General features: G+C 71.0%; 18 protein-coding genes and 1 riboswitch. Of the genes, 10 read left to right on the top strand and 8 right to left on the bottom strand.

The annotated features are described in order from the left end of the window. The first annotated feature begins 17 nt into the window (after window positions 1-17). Window positions 18-464 carry a 50S ribosomal protein L9 gene (gene rplI, locus ACFY0O_RS04110; protein ID WP_351877611.1) on the top strand — a complete coding sequence of 149 codons (447 nt, stop codon included), beginning with the start codon at window positions 18-20 and terminating at the stop codon, window positions 462-464. A gap of 86 nt (window positions 465-550) precedes the next feature. On the opposite strand, the gene ACFY0O_RS04105 is transcribed toward rplI, so the two are convergent. Beyond that, window positions 551-1,888, bottom strand: a complete 1,338-nt coding sequence (locus ACFY0O_RS04105) for an MATE family efflux transporter (protein ID WP_388942555.1) — start codon at window positions 1,886-1,888, stop codon at window positions 551-553. A gap of 452 nt (window positions 1,889-2,340) precedes the next feature. On the opposite strand from ACFY0O_RS04105, the gene dnaB reads away from it, so the two are divergent. Together dnaB and ACFY0O_RS04095 are read left to right on the top strand one after the other, a co-directional pair. Next, entirely contained in the window at window positions 2,341-3,807 is a 1,467-nt protein-coding gene (gene dnaB / locus ACFY0O_RS04100) for a replicative DNA helicase (RefSeq protein ID WP_358891673.1), read from the top strand. A 9-nt stretch (window positions 3,808-3,816) separates the two neighbouring features. Beyond that, a complete protein-coding gene (locus ACFY0O_RS04095) occupies window positions 3,817-5,202 on the top strand; it encodes a serine hydrolase domain-containing protein (protein ID WP_388942553.1) in 1,386 nt (461 codons plus the stop codon). Between the two features lie 27 nt (window positions 5,203-5,229). Here ACFY0O_RS04095 and ACFY0O_RS04090 read toward each other — a convergent pair whose 3' ends face one another. Together ACFY0O_RS04090 and ACFY0O_RS04085 are read right to left on the bottom strand one after the other, a co-directional pair. After that, window positions 5,230-5,691 (bottom strand): GNAT family N-acetyltransferase, encoded by a 462-nt coding sequence (locus ACFY0O_RS04090; protein ID WP_388942550.1) that lies wholly within the window; start codon window positions 5,689-5,691, stop codon window positions 5,230-5,232. Between the two features lie 16 nt (window positions 5,692-5,707). Then, entirely contained in the window at window positions 5,708-6,595 is an 888-nt protein-coding gene (locus ACFY0O_RS04085) for a GNAT family N-acetyltransferase (protein ID WP_388942547.1), read from the bottom strand. 118 nt (window positions 6,596-6,713) lie between these two features. On the opposite strand from ACFY0O_RS04085, the gene ACFY0O_RS04080 reads away from it, so the two are divergent. Both ACFY0O_RS04080 and ACFY0O_RS04075 read left to right on the top strand, forming a co-directional pair. Continuing rightward, window positions 6,714-7,364: an HAD family hydrolase gene (locus tag ACFY0O_RS04080; RefSeq protein ID WP_388942544.1), complete on the top strand. Its 651-nt coding sequence runs from the start codon at window positions 6,714-6,716 to the stop codon at window positions 7,362-7,364. A gap of 141 nt (window positions 7,365-7,505) precedes the next feature. Continuing rightward, window positions 7,506-8,690, top strand: a complete 1,185-nt coding sequence (locus ACFY0O_RS04075; RefSeq protein ID WP_388942542.1) for a globin domain-containing protein — start codon at window positions 7,506-7,508, stop codon at window positions 8,688-8,690. Between the two features lie 33 nt (window positions 8,691-8,723). On the opposite strand, the gene ACFY0O_RS04070 is transcribed toward ACFY0O_RS04075, so the two are convergent. The 4 genes from ACFY0O_RS04070 to ACFY0O_RS04055 all read right to left on the bottom strand — a co-directional run bounded on the left by ACFY0O_RS04070 (window position 8,724) and on the right by ACFY0O_RS04055 (window position 11,903). Then, on the bottom strand, window positions 8,724-9,203 hold the full coding sequence (locus ACFY0O_RS04070) for an NUDIX hydrolase (protein ID WP_358891501.1): 480 nt from the start codon (window positions 9,201-9,203) through the stop codon (window positions 8,724-8,726). Between the two features lie 61 nt (window positions 9,204-9,264). Continuing rightward, the gene (locus ACFY0O_RS04065) at window positions 9,265-10,173 is read right to left on the bottom strand and encodes a LysR family transcriptional regulator (protein WP_388942539.1); all 909 of its coding nucleotides are present in this window, start codon (window positions 10,171-10,173) and stop codon (window positions 9,265-9,267) included. Window positions 10,174-10,347: 174 nt separating this feature from the next. Beyond that, on the bottom strand, window positions 10,348-11,520 hold the full coding sequence (locus tag ACFY0O_RS04060) for a cystathionine gamma-lyase (protein ID WP_388942536.1): 1,173 nt from the start codon (window positions 11,518-11,520) through the stop codon (window positions 10,348-10,350). Window positions 11,521-11,522: 2 nt separating this feature from the next. Next, window positions 11,523-11,903 carry a phage holin family protein gene (locus tag ACFY0O_RS04055; protein WP_388942535.1) on the bottom strand — a complete coding sequence of 127 codons (381 nt, stop codon included), beginning with the start codon at window positions 11,901-11,903 and terminating at the stop codon, window positions 11,523-11,525. A 93-nt stretch (window positions 11,904-11,996) separates the two neighbouring features. Here ACFY0O_RS04055 and ACFY0O_RS04050 point away from each other — a divergent pair, with 93 nt between their 5' ends. The 4 genes from ACFY0O_RS04050 to ACFY0O_RS04035 all read left to right on the top strand — a co-directional run bounded on the left by ACFY0O_RS04050 (window position 11,997) and on the right by ACFY0O_RS04035 (window position 14,184). Continuing rightward, entirely contained in the window at window positions 11,997-12,314 is a 318-nt protein-coding gene (locus ACFY0O_RS04050) for a cupin domain-containing protein (protein ID WP_358891505.1), read from the top strand. 177 nt (window positions 12,315-12,491) lie between these two features. Continuing rightward, window positions 12,492-12,710 carry a DUF5326 family protein gene (locus ACFY0O_RS04045; protein WP_358891674.1) on the top strand — a complete coding sequence of 73 codons (219 nt, stop codon included), beginning with the start codon at window positions 12,492-12,494 and terminating at the stop codon, window positions 12,708-12,710. A gap of 177 nt (window positions 12,711-12,887) precedes the next feature. Then, window positions 12,888-13,634 carry an IclR family transcriptional regulator gene (locus ACFY0O_RS04040; RefSeq protein ID WP_388942532.1) on the top strand — a complete coding sequence of 249 codons (747 nt, stop codon included), beginning with the start codon at window positions 12,888-12,890 and terminating at the stop codon, window positions 13,632-13,634. Between the two features lie 97 nt (window positions 13,635-13,731). Beyond that, window positions 13,732-14,184 (top strand): SsgA family sporulation/cell division regulator, encoded by a 453-nt coding sequence (locus ACFY0O_RS04035; protein ID WP_388942529.1) that lies wholly within the window; start codon window positions 13,732-13,734, stop codon window positions 14,182-14,184. Between the two features lie 33 nt (window positions 14,185-14,217). On the opposite strand, the gene ACFY0O_RS04030 is transcribed toward ACFY0O_RS04035, so the two are convergent. Next, entirely contained in the window at window positions 14,218-15,669 is a 1,452-nt protein-coding gene (locus tag ACFY0O_RS04030; RefSeq protein ID WP_388942527.1) for a YibE/F family protein, read from the bottom strand. 39 nt (window positions 15,670-15,708) lie between these two features. Continuing rightward, window positions 15,709-15,853, top strand: a riboswitch (TPP riboswitch). On the opposite strand from ACFY0O_RS04030, the gene thiC reads away from it, so the two are divergent. After that, complete coding sequence (gene thiC, locus ACFY0O_RS04025; protein ID WP_358891508.1) at window positions 15,848-17,635, top strand: phosphomethylpyrimidine synthase ThiC; 1,788 nt, start codon at window positions 15,848-15,850, stop codon at window positions 17,633-17,635. It overlaps the preceding riboswitch by 6 nt. The last annotated feature ends 6 nt before the right edge of the window (window positions 17,636-17,641 follow it).

Raw genomic sequence — 17,641 nt, 5'->3', positions numbered from 1 at the left:
GAAAGGGTGACCGACTAATGAAGATCATCCTGACCCACGAGGTCTCTGGCCTCGGTACCGCCGGCGATGTCGTCGACGTCAAGGACGGTTACGCTCGCAACTACCTGGTCCCGCGTGGTTTCGCGATCCGCTGGACCAAGGGTGGCGAGAAGGACGTGGCGCAGATCCGCCGCGCCCGCAAGATCCACGAGATCGCGACCATCGAGCAGGCCAACGAGGTCAAGGCCAAGCTCGAGGGCGTGAAGGTCCGTCTGGCCACCCGCGCGGGTGACGCCGGTCGTCTCTTCGGTTCCGTCACCCCGGCCGACATCGCCACGGCGATCGAGGCTTCCGGTGGCCCGAAGGTCGACAAGCGCCGCGTGGAGCTGGGCTCCCCGATCAAGACCCTCGGTTCGTACCAGGTCTCCGTGCGTCTGCACGCCGAGGTCGCCGCGAACGTGGGCATCGAGGTCGTCGCCGCCTAAGGGCAGCACATGAAGGGCCGCACCCCTCCGGGGGTGCGGCCCTTCGTCGTCTCCGTGCTCATGTTTCACGTGAAACATGAGCACGGTCAGCGGGTGGCGCCCGCCACCAGCCAGCGGCCCGAGCGGGCGCGCAGCTGGAGGGTGGCCATCCGGACCAGCATCATCAGCGTCATGGCCCCCCAGAGAGCCGTCAGGCCGCCGCCGAGGACGGGGACGAGCAGGGCCGCCGGGGCGAACACCACGAGGGTCAGCAGCATGGCCCGGGCGAGGTAGGGGCCGTCCCCCGCGCCCATGAGCACTCCGTCGAGGACGAACACGACCCCGCAGACCGGCTGGGCCAGGGCCACCACCAGCAGCGCGGGGAGCAGGGCGTGCTCGACCACGGGGTCGGAGGTGAACAGCGGGATGAAGACCGGACGGGCCAGGACGACCAGCAGTCCGAGCACCACGCCCGAGCCGACGCCCCAGCGCACCATGCGGTGGCAGACGGCCCGGGCGCCCTCCGTGTCCCCTGCGCCGAGGTAGCGGCCGATGATGGCCTGCCCGGCGATGGCGATGGCGTCCAGGGCGAAGGCCAGCAGGCTCCACAGGGAAAGTGCGATCTGGTGGGCGGCGATGTCGGCGTCCCCCAGTCGGGCCGCCACCGCGGTCGCGATCATCAGGATGGCGCGCAGGGACAGGGTGCGGACCAGCAGCGGCACGCCGGCCTGGGCACAGGCCCGGATGCCGGCCACGTGGGGCCGCAGGGAGGCTCCGTGTCGGCGGGCGCCCCGGACCACCACCCAGAGGTAGGCGGCCGCCATGGCGCACTGGGCGATGACCGTGCCCCAGGCCGATCCCGCGATGCCCAGCCCGGCCCCGTAGACCAGGGCCACGTTCAGGGCGCCGTTGAGGGCGAAGCCGCCGATGGCCACGTACAGCGGGGTCCGGGTGTCCTGGAGACCGCGGATGACCCCGGTGGCCGCCAGGACCACCAGCATGGCCGGGATGCCCAGTGCGGAGATGCGCAGGTAGGTGACCGCGTACGGGGCGACGGTGTCGGAGGCGCCGAAGAGGGAGATCAGCGAGGGCGCGGTGGGCAGGACGACGGCGACGACCGCCGCCCCGAGCAGGAGGGCTAGCCAGATCCCGTCCATGCCCTGCCGGATCGCGGCCCGGAGGTCGCCCGCGCCCACCCGGCGGGCGACGGCCGCGGTGGTGGCGTAGGCGAGGAAGACGAAGACGCTCACGGCGGTGGTGAGCAGGGCGGCGGCGACACCGAGGCCGGCCAGCTGGGGGGTGCCGAGGTGGCCCACGATGGCGCTGTCGGCCATCACGAAGAGGGGCTCGGCCACGAGGGCGCCGAAGGCGGGCAGGGCGAGGGCGAGGATCTCGCGGTCGTGCCGTCTCGGGGCGGCCTTCTCGGCTGCGGGGGCCTGGGTCATGTGCTCAATCTAATCTTCCACAGGTAATAGATGCAAGGGTATATGGACCATTACCAATGCGCTGACTTGGGTGTTCTTGCCGCGCGACCGTGGACGATCTTGAGACGGTGGCCAAGAATTTTCTGTGCGGGTGCCCCGGGAGAAGGAAATCGCAGGTCAGCGGCGGTGTTGAGGTGGGTCGGGTGATTTTGTCCACAGCGTCGTCCCCCGGTCTGTGCACAGCTTCGGGCGACTTACCCACAGCATTGGGTCCGTCGTCCACATGTCATCCACACAGCCTGTGGATAACAAGATTGGCTGACGTCGCTCGCGGCCCTACCGTTGGGCGTTGCCCGACGCGCCCAGAGCCGATCCGGGTGTCCCGAATGTCAGAGCCGTGTCGTAGAAAGAGTGACACGGCGAGGTCCGCGTTGCGGACGGGAGGAGGCGGCCCGGTGAGCATGCCCGAGCCCATGGACGACCCCTGGGCCGACAGCGGCCCCAGTGACCGTCTGCCCGCCCGTTCGCGCCGGGGCGGCGAGGGCCGCGGCCGCGGCGGGGACGAGGAGCGCGACCGGGGCCGCGAGGGCGGTTCCTGGGACGGCGGGGGCGGCGGCTTCGAGCGCGTCCCGCCCCAGGACCTCGACGCCGAGCAGTCCGTGCTGGGCGGCATGCTGCTGTCCAAGGACGCCATCGCCGATGTGGTCGAGGTCCTCAAGGGGCACGACTTCTACCGCCCGTCGCACGAGACGATCTACCAGGCCATCCTCGACCTGTACGCCAAGGGCGAGCCCGCCGACCCCATCACCGTCGGCGCGGAGCTGACCCGTCGCGGCGAGATCAGCAAGGTGGGCGGGGCCTCGTACCTGCACACCCTGGTGCAGTCCGTCCCGACCGCGGCGAACGCCGAGTACTACGCGGAGATCGTCCACGAGCGGGCCGTCCTGCGCCGCCTCGTCGCGGCCGGTACGAAGATCACACAGATGGGATACGCGGCTGACGGCGACGTCGACGAGATCGTCAACAGCGCCCAGGCCGAGATCTACGCCGTCACCGAGCAGCGGACCTCCGAGGACTACCTGCCCCTCGGCGACATCATGGAAGGCGCGCTCGACGAGATCGAGGCCATCGGATCGCGCTCCGGCCAGATGTCGGGCGTGCCGACCGGCTTCACCGACCTGGACTCCCTGACCAACGGCCTGCACCCGGGCCAGATGATCGTCATCGCCGCCCGTCCCGCCATGGGCAAGTCGACGCTCGCGCTGGACTTCGCCCGCGCGTGCTCCATCAAGAGCAACCTGCCGAGCGTCATCTTCTCCCTCGAAATGGGCCGCAACGAGATCGCGATGCGCCTGCTGTCGGCGGAGGCCCGGGTGGCGCTGCACCACATGCGCTCCGGCACCATGACCGACGACGACTGGACCCGGCTCGCCCGCCGGATGCCCGACGTCTCGGCGGCCCCGCTCTACATCGACGACTCCCCGAACCTGTCGATGATGGAGATCCGGGCCAAGTGCCGCCGGCTCAAGCAGCGCAACGACCTCTCGCTCGTGGTCATCGACTACCTCCAGCTGATGCAGTCGGGCGGCTCCCGCCGTCCCGAGAGCCGCCAGCAGGAGGTCTCGGACATGTCCCGAAACCTCAAGCTGCTGGCCAAGGAGCTCGAGGTGCCGGTGATCGCGCTCTCCCAGCTGAACCGTGGTCCCGAGCAGCGCACCGACAAGAAGCCGATGGTCTCCGACCTGCGTGAGTCCGGCTCCATCGAGCAGGACGCCGACATGGTGATCCTGCTGCACCGCGAGGACGCGTACGAGAAGGAGTCCCCCCGCGCGGGCGAGGCGGACCTGATCGTCGCCAAGCACCGAAACGGCCCCACGGCCACCATCACCGTGGCCTTCCAGGGCCATTATTCGCGGTTCGTGGACATGGCCAACACGTAGCATCCGATCATGGACGCGCTCTCTGAAGACCTGGAACTCCTGCCCTCCACCCGGCGGGCGCTGAACCACCGGCTCGCCGTCGCGCAGAGCGAGGGCCGGGCCCCGTCCGCGGTGGCCGCGGTCGTACGCGGCGGCGAGGTGGTCTGGGAGGGCTCGCGGACCTCGGTCGAGGGGCACGGACCCGACGGGGACGTGCAGTACCGGATCGGGTCGATCACCAAGACCTTCACCGCCGTCCTGGTGCTGCGGCTGCGGGACGAGGGCCTGCTGGCGCTCTCGGACCCGCTGGGCAAGCACCTGCCCGGGACGGGCGCCGACGAGGTGACCATCGCCCAGCTGCTGGCCCACACCGGCGGGCTGGCGGCGGAAACGCCCGGCGAGTGGTGGGAGCGCACCCCTGGCGCTCAGCGGCCCGCGCTCGCCGACGTGCTCGGCGAGGCTCCGTTCAAGCACGTGCCGGGGACGCGGCACCACTACTCCAACCCGGGGTACACCCTGCTGGGTTCGCTCGTGGAGGCGCTGCGCGGGAAGCCTTGGGAGGACGTGCTGCGGGCCGAGGTGCTGGAGCCGCTGGGGCTGGACCGTACGAGTGCGCAGCCGCAGGCCCCGCACGCGGGCGGCTGGGCGGTGCACCCGTGGGCGGACGTGATGCTGCCCGAGCCGACGGAGGACCTGGGGCTGATGGCTCCGGCCGGTCAGCTGTGGTCCACGACCCGGGATCTGGCGCGGTTCGCGGTCCTGCTGGCCCGCGGCGACGAGCGGGTGCTGAGCGCGGAGAGCGTGCAGGAGATGCGCACTTCGGTCGCGCCGCCGGAGCCCGGCTTCGCCGACCTCGGTTACGGGCTGGGGCTGCAGCTGGCGGAGCAGCGCGGGCGCCGGCTGTTCGGGCACAGCGGTTCGCTGCCCGGGTTCGTCGCCGGACTCTGGCTGAGCGAGGCGGACGACGTCGCGGCCGTGGTGCTCTCGAACTGCACCTCCGGCCTGCCGGCCTCGACGGTGGCCATGGACCTGCTGGCGATCGTGGCGGACGCGGAACCCCGGTTCCCCGCGCCCTGGAAGCCCTTCAACGAGGCCGACCGGGTGCCGCTGGACCTCTGCGGCGTCTGGTACTGGGGCACCGCGCCCCAGGGGCTGCGGCTGAAGTCGGACGGGACGCTGGAACTGGGCCCCGTGGGCGCACCCGGCCGGTCGGCCCGGTTCCGCGCCGAGTCCGACGGCACGTGGACGGGGCTGACGGGCTACTACGCGGGCGAGACCCTGCGGGCGGTACGACGGGAGGACGGCTCCGTGAGCCATCTCGACCTGGGCTCGTTCGTCTTCACGCGCCTGCCCTATGACCCCCAGGCGCCGGTGCCCGGCGGGGTGGACCCGCAGGGCTGGCGCGGTATCGGCTGACGTCCCCGGCGGGGGAGCCGGCCCGGTTCAGAGCTGGAGCTTGAACCCCACGTGGGAGGGGGTGAAGCCGAGCCGCTCGTAGAAGCGGTGGGCGTCGGTGCGGGTCACGTCCGAGGTGAGCTGCACCAGTTGGCAGTTCTCCTCGCGCGAACGTTCGACGGCCCACTCGATGAAGCGGGTGCCCAGTCCGCCGCCGCGTTCGTCGGCGTGGACGCGGACCCCTTCGATGATCGAGCGGGTGGCCCCCCTGCGGGACAGGCCCGGCACGATCGTCAGCTGGAGGGTGCCCACGACGCGTTCGCCGCGCACCGCGACCACCACGTGCTGGTGCGGGTCGTCGGTCAGCCGCTTGAGCGCCGCGGCGTAGGGGGTCAGGTCGTCCGGGGACTCGCGGGTGGCGCCCAGCGGATCGTCGGCGAGCATGGCCACGATGGCGGGTAGGTCCGCCTCGGTGGCGGGACGGATGATCAGGCCGGGAGGCTCGGTCATGTCGGATCTCCTCTGTTCAGCCGGCGGCGACGGTGAGGGGGGCCCAGCGCCGGGTCCAGTCACCGGGCAGGCCGGGGATGTTCCTGGTCATGACCGCGTTGAAGGCGAGGGACTCCAGACCGCGTTCCTTGAGCCAGGTCACCAGTTCCTCGTGGCGCACGTCGACATCGGTGCGCAGGGGACGGTCGGTGCTCGCGGCCAGGGCCGTCACCAGCGCCTGAGCGGTGGCCGTGTCCCGGGCGATCAGGGGGCCGATGACATGGGTCTCCATGTTGGGCCAGATGGCGGCGTATCCGATGAGTGCGCCGGAGCGGTCCTCGGCCACGAGCAGCCGGTCCGTGAAGGCGGGCAGCCGCGTGATCATGTGCGTCCGGTCGGTGCCGAACACCTCCGTGTCCAGCCGGATGATCCGGTGGAGGTCCTCGGCGGTGGCCGGACGGACCGGGACGCCGGCGGAACCGGTCAGCTCGGGATCGGGGAGGAAGGCCCCGCGGAGCATCTCCGCCCGGCCCGTGGTGTCGAAGCCGAGTTCTTCGTAGAGCGGGCGGCCGTAGGGGGTGGCGTGCAGGGTGAGCGGTACGCCCGCCAGGACCTCGTCGCACACGTACCGCATGAGGCGGCGGCCCAGGCCCTGGCGGGCGAACCGGTCGGCGACCAGGACCATGCCGATGGCGGCGAGGTCAGGCTTGGCCCGGGTGTCCCCGTACGCGGTCACGACGCAGGCCGCGGCCAGGCCCCGTCCGTCGGGCGCGTCGACGCCGTACCCGGTGCCGGCGGTGAGGAGCAGCCCCCACTTGTGGTCCTCGCGCGGCCAGCCGCGGTCCTGGGACAGGTCGGCGCAGTGGCGGAGATCGTCCGGGGTCAGTGCGCGGATCGGCAGTTCGGTGAGCGGTGGTGGTGTCACCGGCCCAGAGTGGATCATCTGCTCGGGGGGCGTCCAGGGGATTCCGCGATCCGGCCCGGCCGATGTTTCACGTGAAACACGGTGCTCTGCGTGAAACGCAGCAGCTAGCCTCCCGAACATGCCCCTCCTTCACCTGTTCGACCTCGACGGGACCCTGATGTACGGCTCCGCCGCGCCGATCGAGATCTCCCGCCAACTCGGTCTGGAGCACGAGATCGCTGAGCTTGAGCGGGCCTTCGGCGCCCGCGAGATCGGCCCGCAGGACTTCTCACGGGCGGCGCACGAGCTGTGGTCGGATCTGACGCCCCTGCACGTCCGGGCGGCCTTCGACGGGGCTCCGTGGCTGGCCGGCATCCGGGACGTCTGGCAGGAGATCCGGGAACGCGGCGACTACTGCGCGGTGGTCTCCCTGTCCCCGTCGTTCTTCGTCGAACTGCTGCTGGAGTGGGGCGCGCACGCCACGCACGGCTCCCTCTTCCCCGAGGTGCCGTTCACCCGGCCCGTCGACGTGACGGGGGTCATGACGCCCGAGGGCAAGCTGACGGTCGCGGACCTGCTGTGCGAACGGTTCGGGGTGACCCGCGCCGACTGCGTGGCGTACGGGGACTCGATGACCGACGCGGTGCTGTTCGCGGCCCTCCCGCGGTCGGTGGCGGTGAACGCACGGCCGCACCTGGCGGAGCGGGCCACCCACGTCTACGAGGGACGTGACCTGCGGGAGGCATACCAGCTCGTGGGCGGGACGCGCCCGGGAGTCGCAGCATCTTAAGGGGATCGTGGGTTCGAAACGCCGATTTTCCCCATTCCCCCGCACGGCCCTCGGTCGGCTGGCACGCTGTGAAAGCCGGAACCACGGATTCGAGGCCGTGGCGTGTGAGACCCGACCGAGATGCTCGAAGCGAGGCACCGCATGGACCTTCCGCCCACCAGATCGGCGAGACCGACGGGCTGGATACCCTCCGGGGGCGGTGCGACCGAACCCTCCCCGGACGCCGTCCTCATCCGTCGGACCCTCGCCGAGGTCGCTCCCGTCGCCGACAAGGTCACCTCGTACTTCTACGCCCTGGTCTTCACGGGCCATCCCGAGCTGCGGGAGCTGTTTCCCGCGGCCATGGACGCCCAGCGGGACCGGCTGCTGAAGGCGTTGCTGACCGCCGCGGAGCACATCGACGACCCGGCGGTGCTCACCCCCTACCTGCGCCGGCTCGGCACCGGCCACCGCAAGTACGGCACGCTGGCCGGTCACTACCCGGCCGTCGGGGAGGCGCTGCTCGGGGCGCTGGCCCGGTACGCGGAGCTGACCTGGGGTCCGGAGGCGGAAGCCGCGTGGGTGCGCGCGTACACCGCCATTTCCCAGATCATGATCGACGCCGCGGCGGAGGACGAGGCGCGGGCGCCGGCCTGGTGGCACGCCGAGGTGGTCTCCCATGACCTGCGCACCTCGGACATCGCCGTTCTGACGGTCCGGCCCGACCAGCCGTACCCGTTCCTCGCCGGGCAGTACACCAGCCTGGAGACCCCCTGGTGGCCGCGGGTGTGGCGGCACTACTCCTTCGCCTCGGCGCCGCGCGCCGACGGGCTGCTGTCCTTCCACGTCAAGGCCGTACCGGCCGGCTGGGTCTCCAACGCCCTGGTGCGCCGCGCCCGCCCGGGCGACGTGCTGCGGCTGGGTCCGCCGGCCGGGTCGATGGTGGTGGACCACAGCACCGACAACGGGATGCTGTGCCTGGGCGGGGGGACCGGCATCGCCCCGATCAAGGCACTGATCGAGGACGTGGCCGAGCACGGTGAACGCCGGCCGGTGGAGGTCTTCTTCGGCGCGCGCAGCGATGACGACCTGTACGACAAGGACACGCTGCTGGGGCTGGAGCGCTCCCACCCCTGGCTGTCGGTGCGCCCGGTGATCGGGGAGGGCATGGCGGGCCAGCTGCCGCACGCGGTCGGCGAGAACGGCCCCTGGAGCTCGTACGACGCGTTCATCTCCGGGCCGCCCGCGATGATCCGCAGCGGTGTGGACGCCCTCAAGCGGATCGGGATCCCGGGCGAGCGCATCCGCTACGACGCGCTCGAGGAACTGGCGGGCGTCGCCGGCTGAGGCCGGCGCGGGCCCGCCCGCTCCCCCGGCCGCTCAGCCCAGGTCGGGGGCGTGCATGGCGCGCACCCCCTCGATGTTGCCGTCGAGGTAGTGGCGCAGCGAGAGCGGGACGAGGTGGACCGCGGCGATGCCGACGCGGCTGAAGGGCACCCGGACGATCTCGTACTCGCCCTGCGGGTCGTCCACTTCGGGGCCGTGCCGCCGTCCGGGGTCCATCGATTCGAGGTGGCAGACGAAGAAGTGCTGCACCTTGACCCCGGTCACTCCGCCCGAGGCGATGTGCTCGACGGTGTCGACGAAGCAGGGCACCACATCGGTGATCTTGGCGCCGAGTTCCTCGTCGAGTTCTCTGTGGAGGGCGTCCACGACGGTGGCGTCGGAGGGTTCCACACCGCCGCCCGGGGTGAGCCAGTACGGGTCGACGCCGGGCTTGGTGCGCTTGATGAGGATCAGGTCGTCACCGTCGAGCAGGATCGCTCGGGCGGTGCGTTTGACCACGGGGCGTTCGGTCATGGGAGAAGAGTGGCCCACGTCCGGGCTTCTGAAACGCGCCGTCGTCCGAAACGCGAGGGGCTCACCAGTGCGCCGCGGCGCGCAGCAGGCGGTCGTGGGCGCGGGCCAGGTGGGCGAGGGCCAGGCTGCCGGTCCGTACGACGAGGAACCAGGTCCGCAGCGGGGGTACGGGCGGTTCCAGCAGGGCGACGACCTGGCCGCGGTCGAGGGCGTCCTGGCACAGGTAGCGGGGCAGGACGGCGAGTCCGGCGCCGGCCCGGACGCACTCCAGCACGGCCCGCAGGTCGGGGGCCACGACGGTGGCGGCGGTGTCCGGAGCGGAGCCGGGGACGGCGTCGAACACGGCGGCCCAGTAGCGGGTGACCAGCGGCAGGCTCTCGTGGACCTCGACGACGGGGATCCCGTCCAGAGCCTCGGGGCCCTTGGCGAGCAGCTCGCCCGGGTCGGCGAGCGCGGCCCAGTAGGGCGCGGCGACCAGCACCTGCTCCTCGTCGCAGAGGGCGCCCGCGGAGAACGGCCCGCCCCGGGGCCGCGCGGTGGTGACGACCAGGTCGTGCTGCCCCGTGGCGAGCCCGGCGAGGTTCTCCTCGGAGTCGGCCGCGAAGACCGTGCGCAGCGTCTGGCCGTGGCCGACGAGGGGCGCGAGGGCGGGGAGTACCCGCAGGGTCAGGAACTCGGGCGGCCCGGCGAGGTGCAGGGTGCGCACCGTTCCGGCGGTCTGCCGTTCGGTCTCGGCGATCCGCAGCAGGGCGTCCAGGTGCGGGGCGGCCTTGTGGGCCAGTTCGTCGCCGATGGCGGTCGGCGTCACGCCGCGGGCCCGGCGGTGGAACAGGGGGCGGCCGAGCTGCCGCTCCAGGGTGCGGATCTGGGAGGTGACCGCGGGCTGGGACAGCCCGAGGAGCGTGGCGGCCCGGGTGAACGAGCCGGCCCGGTGCACGGCGACGAACGTGCGCAGCAGGGCCAGGTCCATGGCGGCCCCTCTCGGTGGGGGCCTTCAACTATAAATATGCCGATAGGTTCCTGTCGTTACCGTGATTGGACTCTGACGCTGAGTCAACTAGCCTTGTCGACGTGGTTCTTGCGGGCAGAGAACCCGGCGCGGTCCGAGCCACCTGGGGGGAGGCTCGGACCGCTTCCCCGGGTGTCAGGCCCCGGAACCCGCCTGGTCCAAGGCCCGGAGCAGGTCGGCGACCAGGTCACGGGGGTCCTCGGCGCCGGCGGAGAAGCGGATGAACCCCTCCGGCACGGCGTCGCCGCCCCAGCGTCCGCGCCGTTCGGCGGTGGACCGCACCCCACCGAAGCTCGTGGCGTCCTCGACCAGGTGCAGGGCGGACATGAAGCGTTCCGCGTGGGCGCGGTCGGGGAGGGTGAAGGAGACCACCGACCCGAAGCCGCTCATCTGACGGGCCGCCGTCTTGTGGGAGGGGTCCGAGGGAAGCCCCGGGTAGCGCAGCCCGCTCACCTCGGCACGGCCGTCCAGGGCCTCCGCGACGGCGAGGGCGTTGGCCCACTGGCGTTCGGTCCGCAGCTGGATGGTGGCCAGGGAACGGTGGGCGAGCCAGGCTTCCATGGGCCCGGGCACGGCACCCACGATCTTGCGCCAGCGGCGGACGGCCGCGGCGAGCCCGGGGTCGCGGCAGACGACGTAGCCGAGCAGCAGGTCACCGTGGCCGGTGAGCCCCTTGGTGCCGCTGGCCACGGAGAAGTCCGCGCCCAGCTCCAGCGGCCGCTGCCCGAGCGGGGTGGCGAGGGTGTTGTCCACGGCGACGAGGGTGCCCGCCCCGTGCGCGGCGTCCACCAGGCGCCGTACGTCGCACACGTCGAGCCCCGGGTTGGAGGGGGTCTCGATCCACAGCAGCCGGGCCCCGTCGAGGGCCGTGAGCTGGGCGTCCCCGCCGGTGGGCGCGGTGCGCACGCGGACCCCGTACGCCTCCAGCTGCTCCCGGACCAGGGGCAGCGCCTGGTAACCGTCGTCGGGCAGGACGACCGTGTCGCCGGCCCGGGCCTGGGAGAGGAGGACGGCGGAGACCGCGGCCATGCCGGAGGCGAAGACGACCGTGTCCGCGTCCTCGCGGCCGGGCGCCTCCAGTTCGCCGATCGCGCGTTCCAGCAGGGTCCAGGTGGGGTTGGTGTCGCGGCCGTAGGTGTACGGGCCCGCGACCTCCCCGGGGAGGTGGAAGTGGGCGGCGAAGACGGGGCCGGGCAGCGGGGGTTCGTTCTTGACGGGTTCGGGCAGCCCGGCGCGCACCGCCCGGGTGCCGTCGCCGTACGGCGCCGCCGTGGCCGGGTCGTCGGCGGGGTGTCCGTGTCCGGTCACGTCTAGTCCTTGTCGGGCAGGGCCAGGTTCAGGGCCCAGGAGACGACGGAGATGATCAGGCCGCCGAGGACGGCGGTCCAGAAGCCGTCGACGTGGAAGCTGAGGTGGACCTGCTTGGCGACCCAGGAGGTCAGCAGCAGCATCAGGGCGTTCACGACAAGGGTGAACAGGCCCAGGGTGAGGATGAAGAGCGGGATCGACAGCAGCTTCACCACGGGCTTGACGATCAGGTTGACCAGGCCGAAGACGAGGGCGACCAGGATCAGCGTCAGCGTGCGCCGGCCCAGGCTGCTGCCGTCGTCGAGGGTGATGCCTTTGAGCAGCCAGATGGCGACGGCCAGGGCCCCCGCGTTGGCGAGCGTCTTGACTACGAAATTCCTCATGTGTCTGATCGTGGCAGAGAACATCCGTGCCGGGCATCGGCAGATCAGCGGATCCCGCGGCACCACTGGGCAAGGGCAAGGGGCACAACGGACATGAAGGCCTTCCGGCTGGACGAGCTCGAAGCGGAACGAGCCGCCAACGACGGCGCCTACCTGCAGTTCCTGCGTGAGCGGAACATGTCGGTCGGGCTCTATTCGCTGGCCGCGGGACAGGGCGACCCGCAGCAGCCGCACCGCCAGGACGAGGTGTACTTCGTGGTGAGCGGCCGCGCCTCGATCACGGTCGGGGAGGAGACGACGACGGTGGCGAACGGCAGCGTCGTCTACGTACCGGCGGGTGTGCCGCACAAGTTCCACCACATCACCGAGCCGTTGAAGGTGCTGGTGGTCTTCTCCCCGCCGGAGGGCTGAGCGCCGTCGCACTGAGGGTCGTCCCCCTGATCCCCCTAGGGGGCGGGTCAGGGGGTTCCGGGGGCTCACGGGCCCCCGTCCCGTCCTCGCGGCTCCTAAGCTCAAGACCACGGAAGACGCCAGGGACACCGCCTGGGGCACCGGTGAGGACGAGGAAGAGGTAAGGACATGGACGGGATCCGAGCGATGTTCGCGGGCATGCCGTGGTGGGTCAAGTGGGTCGCCGTTCCGCTGCTGGCGCTCTTCGTCTTCGGCGGTGTCATCACCACGATCATCGGCACGCTGATCGGCTTCGCCTTCAAGGTGCTGCTGTTCGCGGCCCTGGTCGGCGGCCTGATCTTCGTGGTCAAGAAGTTCACGGGCAGCGGCGCGAAGAGCTCCTCCAGCGACTGGTAGGCCGCGCCGTGCCCGTACGGGCATTGCGCCAGGCGGGCGAACCTGACCCGCCAAACCTCTCATCCTGTGGCAATCGGTGGATAGGCTGGCAATCCGTGCCGTTCCTGGGCGCCGGCGGGCCCCCGGGCCCGCCGCCACGCCAGGGGGTGAGCTGTGTCTCCGGTCCACAATGCCGGTGTGCCGACGCTGATCGGCTCGGTGCAGAGGGCGCTGCGGCTACTGGAAGCGGCGGCCTCCCATAGTGGGGGAGCCCCGGCGAAACAGCTGGCGCGCGAGGCCGGGCTCCCGCTCCCCACCGCGTACCACCTGCTGCGCACCCTGACGCACGAGGGCTATCTGCGCCGGGAGGGCGGGGTCTTCGTCCTCGGCGAGGCGGCCGCCAGGCTGGGGCACGGGGGACTTCAGCAGAAACGTCGCAGCATGATCCTCGACTCGCTCGCGCACTTCCGCGACGTGGTCGGGGCCCCCGTCTACTTCGCGGTCTACCGCGAGGGTGAGATCGAGGTCGTGGGTGTCTCGGACACCCCGGCCAACCCGGCCTGCGAGGAATGGGCCGACTTCCGCGCCACCGCGCACGCGCACGCCATCGGGCAGTGCCTGCTCGGGCAGTTGGACGAGAAGACGCGCAGGGACTACTACGACCGTCACCCGGTCGAGGGCATCACGCCGTACACCGTGCGGGACATGCGCACGCTGGAGGAGCGGATCGGCTCCCTGGAGCGGATGCAGCCGGTGACCGAGCGTCAGGAGTACGCCCTGGGCACGGTGTGCGCGGCCATCCCGATCACGGCCGGCGACGCGGCCGCGACGATGGCCATTTCTCTACCTGTGCACCAGGAATCCCGCCTGCTCTGTGTAGTCGATCGACTACGGAGTGAAGTAGGCGCGCTGTTGAGCACCCTCTCCTTCTCTATCAGTATCTGAAAACTCACTCCTTGTGATCTGCTGCCACTTCCACCACCCTTGTCAAGAGGGCCCTGGGGGTTCATTCCTGGCCACTTCCACTACAGCGGGGTAGGCAATGCGCGAGTCGGTACAGGCAGAGGTCATGATGAGCTTCCTCGTTTCCGAGGAGCTCGCGTTCCGGATCCCGGTGGAACTCCGGTACGACGCCAGGGACCCCTACGCCGTACGCCTGACCTTCCACCTTCCCGGAGACGCCCCTGTGACCTGGGCGTTCGGCCGGGAGCTGCTCCTCGACGGGATCAACAGGCCGTGCGGTGACGGCGACGTGCACATCGCCCCCACCGAACCGGGCGAGCTCTCGGACGTCCACATCCGCCTCCAGGTCGGAGCCGACCGGGCCCTGTTCCGGGCGGGCGCGGCTCCGCTCGTGGCCTTCCTCGACCGGACCGACCGGATCGTTCCCCTCGGTCAGGAGCGCAGCCTCGGCGACTTCGAGGAGACCCTCGACGAGGAACTCGGCAGGATCCTCGCCGAGGCGCAGCAGCAGAACGAGCAGAACGCGGGCTGAAGCACCCGCCCGCCGGGGGCCGTTCCCCGGTCCTCAGCGCTTGCGCCGCCGGCCCCGGCCTCCGCGGGCCGGCGGTGCGCCCGTGACGGGAGCGGCCGCGGCGGGGCCGGGCCGGTCCGCGGACACCACCAGCGCGGCCAGCGCGGTGGTCACCGGGACGGAGGCGACGAGCCCGATCGAACCCACCAGGGTGCGTACGATCTCCTCCGCCACCAGCTCGCTGTTGGCCACGGTCCCCATGCTGCTGTTCGCGATGGAGAACAGCAGCAGCAGGGGCAACGCCGCGCCCGCGTAGGCCAGTACGAGGGTGTTGACCACGGACGCGATGTGGTCGCGCCCGATCCGGATGGCCGCCCGGTACAGGGCGCGCGAGCCCATCTTCGGGTCCGCCTGGTGGAGTTCCCAGACGGCCGAGGTCTGGGTGACCGTCACGTCGTCGAGGACGCCGAGCGATCCGATGATCACGCCTGCGAGCAGCAAACCGCTCATGTCGATGTCCGGGTACAGGCCGTGGATCAGCCCGGTGTTGTCGTCCGTGTTCCCGCTGAGGAACGCCCAGTCGATGAACAGTGAGCCCAGCAGGCCGATCAGCAGCAGCGAGACCAGGGTGCCGAGGACGGCCACCGAGGTGCGGGCGGTCAGGCCGTGGCACATGTAGAGGGCGATCAGCATGATCGCGCTGGCCCCGACCACCGCGACGACCAGGGGGTTCGAGCCCTGGAGGATCGCCGGGAGGATGAACAGGGTCAGCACCCCGAAGCTGACCACGAGCGCGATGAGCGCGAACAGCCCGCGCATCCGGCCGACGACCACCACCGCGACCGCGAAGATGCCCGCCAGCAGGGCCATCGGGAACTTCCGGTTCAGGTCGATCACGGAGTACTGGAGGTCACGCGGCGCGTCCGGCGCATAGGCGACCACCACCTCCTGCCCCTTCTCCAGCTGCCGCGGCGCACCGGGCTGGACGATCTCGAAGAAGACGCGGCCCTTGTCCGGCCCGGTGCCCACCTCGACGGTCGCCCTCTTGCACGCACCGCCCGGCGACGTCTGCGCCGCACCCCCGGGGGCGGGGGCGCCCCCGGGGGGCGGAACCTGCGCGGCGTTCACCGACTTGCAGTCGATGTCGGCGAGCGCGACCACCTTGCCCTGCTGCGTCTGGCGGTCGAAGCCCACCCCGGTGCGCTGGTGGGCGGGGGCTCCGCCGGGCCACAGGACCACCAGGCCGACGAAGACGGCGGCGGCGAAGGGGATCAGTACGGCGGAGATCACCCGCCGCAGGTGCTTGGACACGGGGGCGGCGGGGCCGTGCCCGTGACCGTGCCCATGGGAATGCCCGTGGCCGTGGGAGTGCCCGGCTGGGCCACCGGCCGCGTGCCCGTGGGACGCGTGTTCGTGACCGGTGTGGCCAGTGGGCTCGTTGGGCTCGGTGGGGGGAGGTGGCGAGGTCGTCACCGGCAGATCATCGCAAGAGATGAGGGGGCCCACTGTTCAGCACGCCACAGATGACGCTAGCGTGGGGGCTACTTTGCACAACGCGGGAGCTCGGAGCACCGGGCTGAGAGGGCGCTGATCACCGTACGCGCAGCAGATTGCGTACGGGAGGAGGCTGCGTCGACCGCCGAACCTGTTACCGGGTAATGCCGGCGTAGGGAGATCAGGTCTCATGACCATTCAGGACGCACGCACGCCTGCCGCCGGCGAGAACGCCGACGGCCAGACCGAGCGCCAGCCCGGCTGGCACAAGGGATACCTGGCGGGTTCCCGCCCCGACATCCGGGTGCCGGTCCGCCAGGTCCACCTCACCAACGGCAAGGACGTCACGCTCTACGACACGTCCGGTCCGTACACCGACCCGCAGATCGAGACGGACGTCCGCCGCGGGTTGCCGCCGCTGCGTGAGAACTGGATCATCGGCCGCGGTGACACCGAGGAGTACGCGGGCCGCCCCGTGCGCCCCGAGGACGACGGGATCAAGCACACCTCGCCGCGCGGCGGCCTCAAGAACCTCGACGCGGTCTTCCCCGGCCGTCCGCGCCTGCCGCGCCGCGGTCGCGGCGGTCAGGCCGTCACGCAGCTCGCGTACGCCCGGCGGGGCGAGATCACCCCGGAGATGGAGTACGTCGCGATCCGCGAGAACGTCTCCCCGGAGGTCGTTCGTGAGGAGATCGCCGCAGGTCGCGCGGTGCTCCCGGCCAACGTGAACCACCCGGAGATCGAGCCGATGATCATCGGCAAGCGGTTCCTGGTGAAGGTCAACGCCAACATCGGCAACTCGGCCGTCACCTCCTCCATCGAGGAGGAGGTCGACAAGATGACCTGGGCCACCAAGTGGGGCGCGGACACGGTCATGGACCTCTCGACCGGCCGCAACATCCACACCACGCGTGAGTGGGTCCTGCGCAACTCCCCCGTCCCGATCGGCACCGTGCCGCTCTACCAGGCGCTGGAGAAGGTCGACGGCCGTGCCGAGGACCTCACCTGGGAGATCTACAAGGACACGGTCATCGAGCAGGCCGAGCAGGGCGTCGACTACATGACGGTCCACGCCGGCGTGCTGCTGCCGTACGTGCCGCTGACGGCCCGCCGCAAGACCGGCATCGTCTCGCGCGGCGGCTCGATCATGGCCGCCTGGTGCCTGGCGCACCACAAGGAGAACTTCCTCTACACGAACTTCGAGGAGCTCTGCGAGATCCTCGCGGCGTACGACGTCACGTACTCACTGGGCGACGGCCTGCGCCCCGGCTCCATCGCGGACGCCAACGACGCCGCCCAGTTCGCGGAGCTGAAGACGCTGGGCGAGCTCAACACGATCGCCAAGCGCCACAACGTCCAGACGATGATCGAGGGCCCGGGCCACGTCCCGATGCACAAGATCAAGGAGAACATCGACCTCCAGCAGGAGATCTGCGAGGAGGCGCCGTTCTACACGCTCGGCCCGCTCACCACGGACGTCGCGCCCGCGTACGACCACATCACCTCCGGCATCGGCGCCGCGATGATCGCCTGGTGGGGCACCGCGATGCTCTGCTACGTGACGCCCAAGGAGCACCTGGGCCTGCCCAACCGCGACGACGTGAAGACCGGTGTCATCACGTACAAGATCGCCGCGCACGCGGCGGACCTGGCCAAGGGTCACCCCGGTGCCCAGGAGTGGGACGACGCCCTCTCGGACGCGCGGTTCGAGTTCCGCTGGGAGGACCAGTTCAACCTGGCCCTCGACCCGGACACCGCCCGTGAGTTCCACGACGAGACCCTCCCGGCCGAGCCGGCCAAGACCGCGCACTTCTGTTCCATGTGCGGTCCGAAGTTCTGCTCGATGAAGATCTCGCAGGACATCCGCCGTGAGCACGGCGGTGACCTGAAGGCCGAGGAGATCGAGGCCGGCATGGCGGAGAAGTCCGCCGAATTCGCCGCCTCGGGCAACCGCGTCTACCTGCCCCTGGCGGACTGACCCGGC

Origin of the sequence: Streptomyces sp. NPDC001594 (genome assembly GCF_042893675.1) — a bacterium.
Taxonomy (GTDB): Bacteria; Actinomycetota; Actinomycetes; order Streptomycetales; family Streptomycetaceae; genus Streptomyces.
The sequence above is the reverse complement of the archived record's forward strand: the minus strand, read 5'-3'. Positions and strand labels throughout refer to the sequence as shown.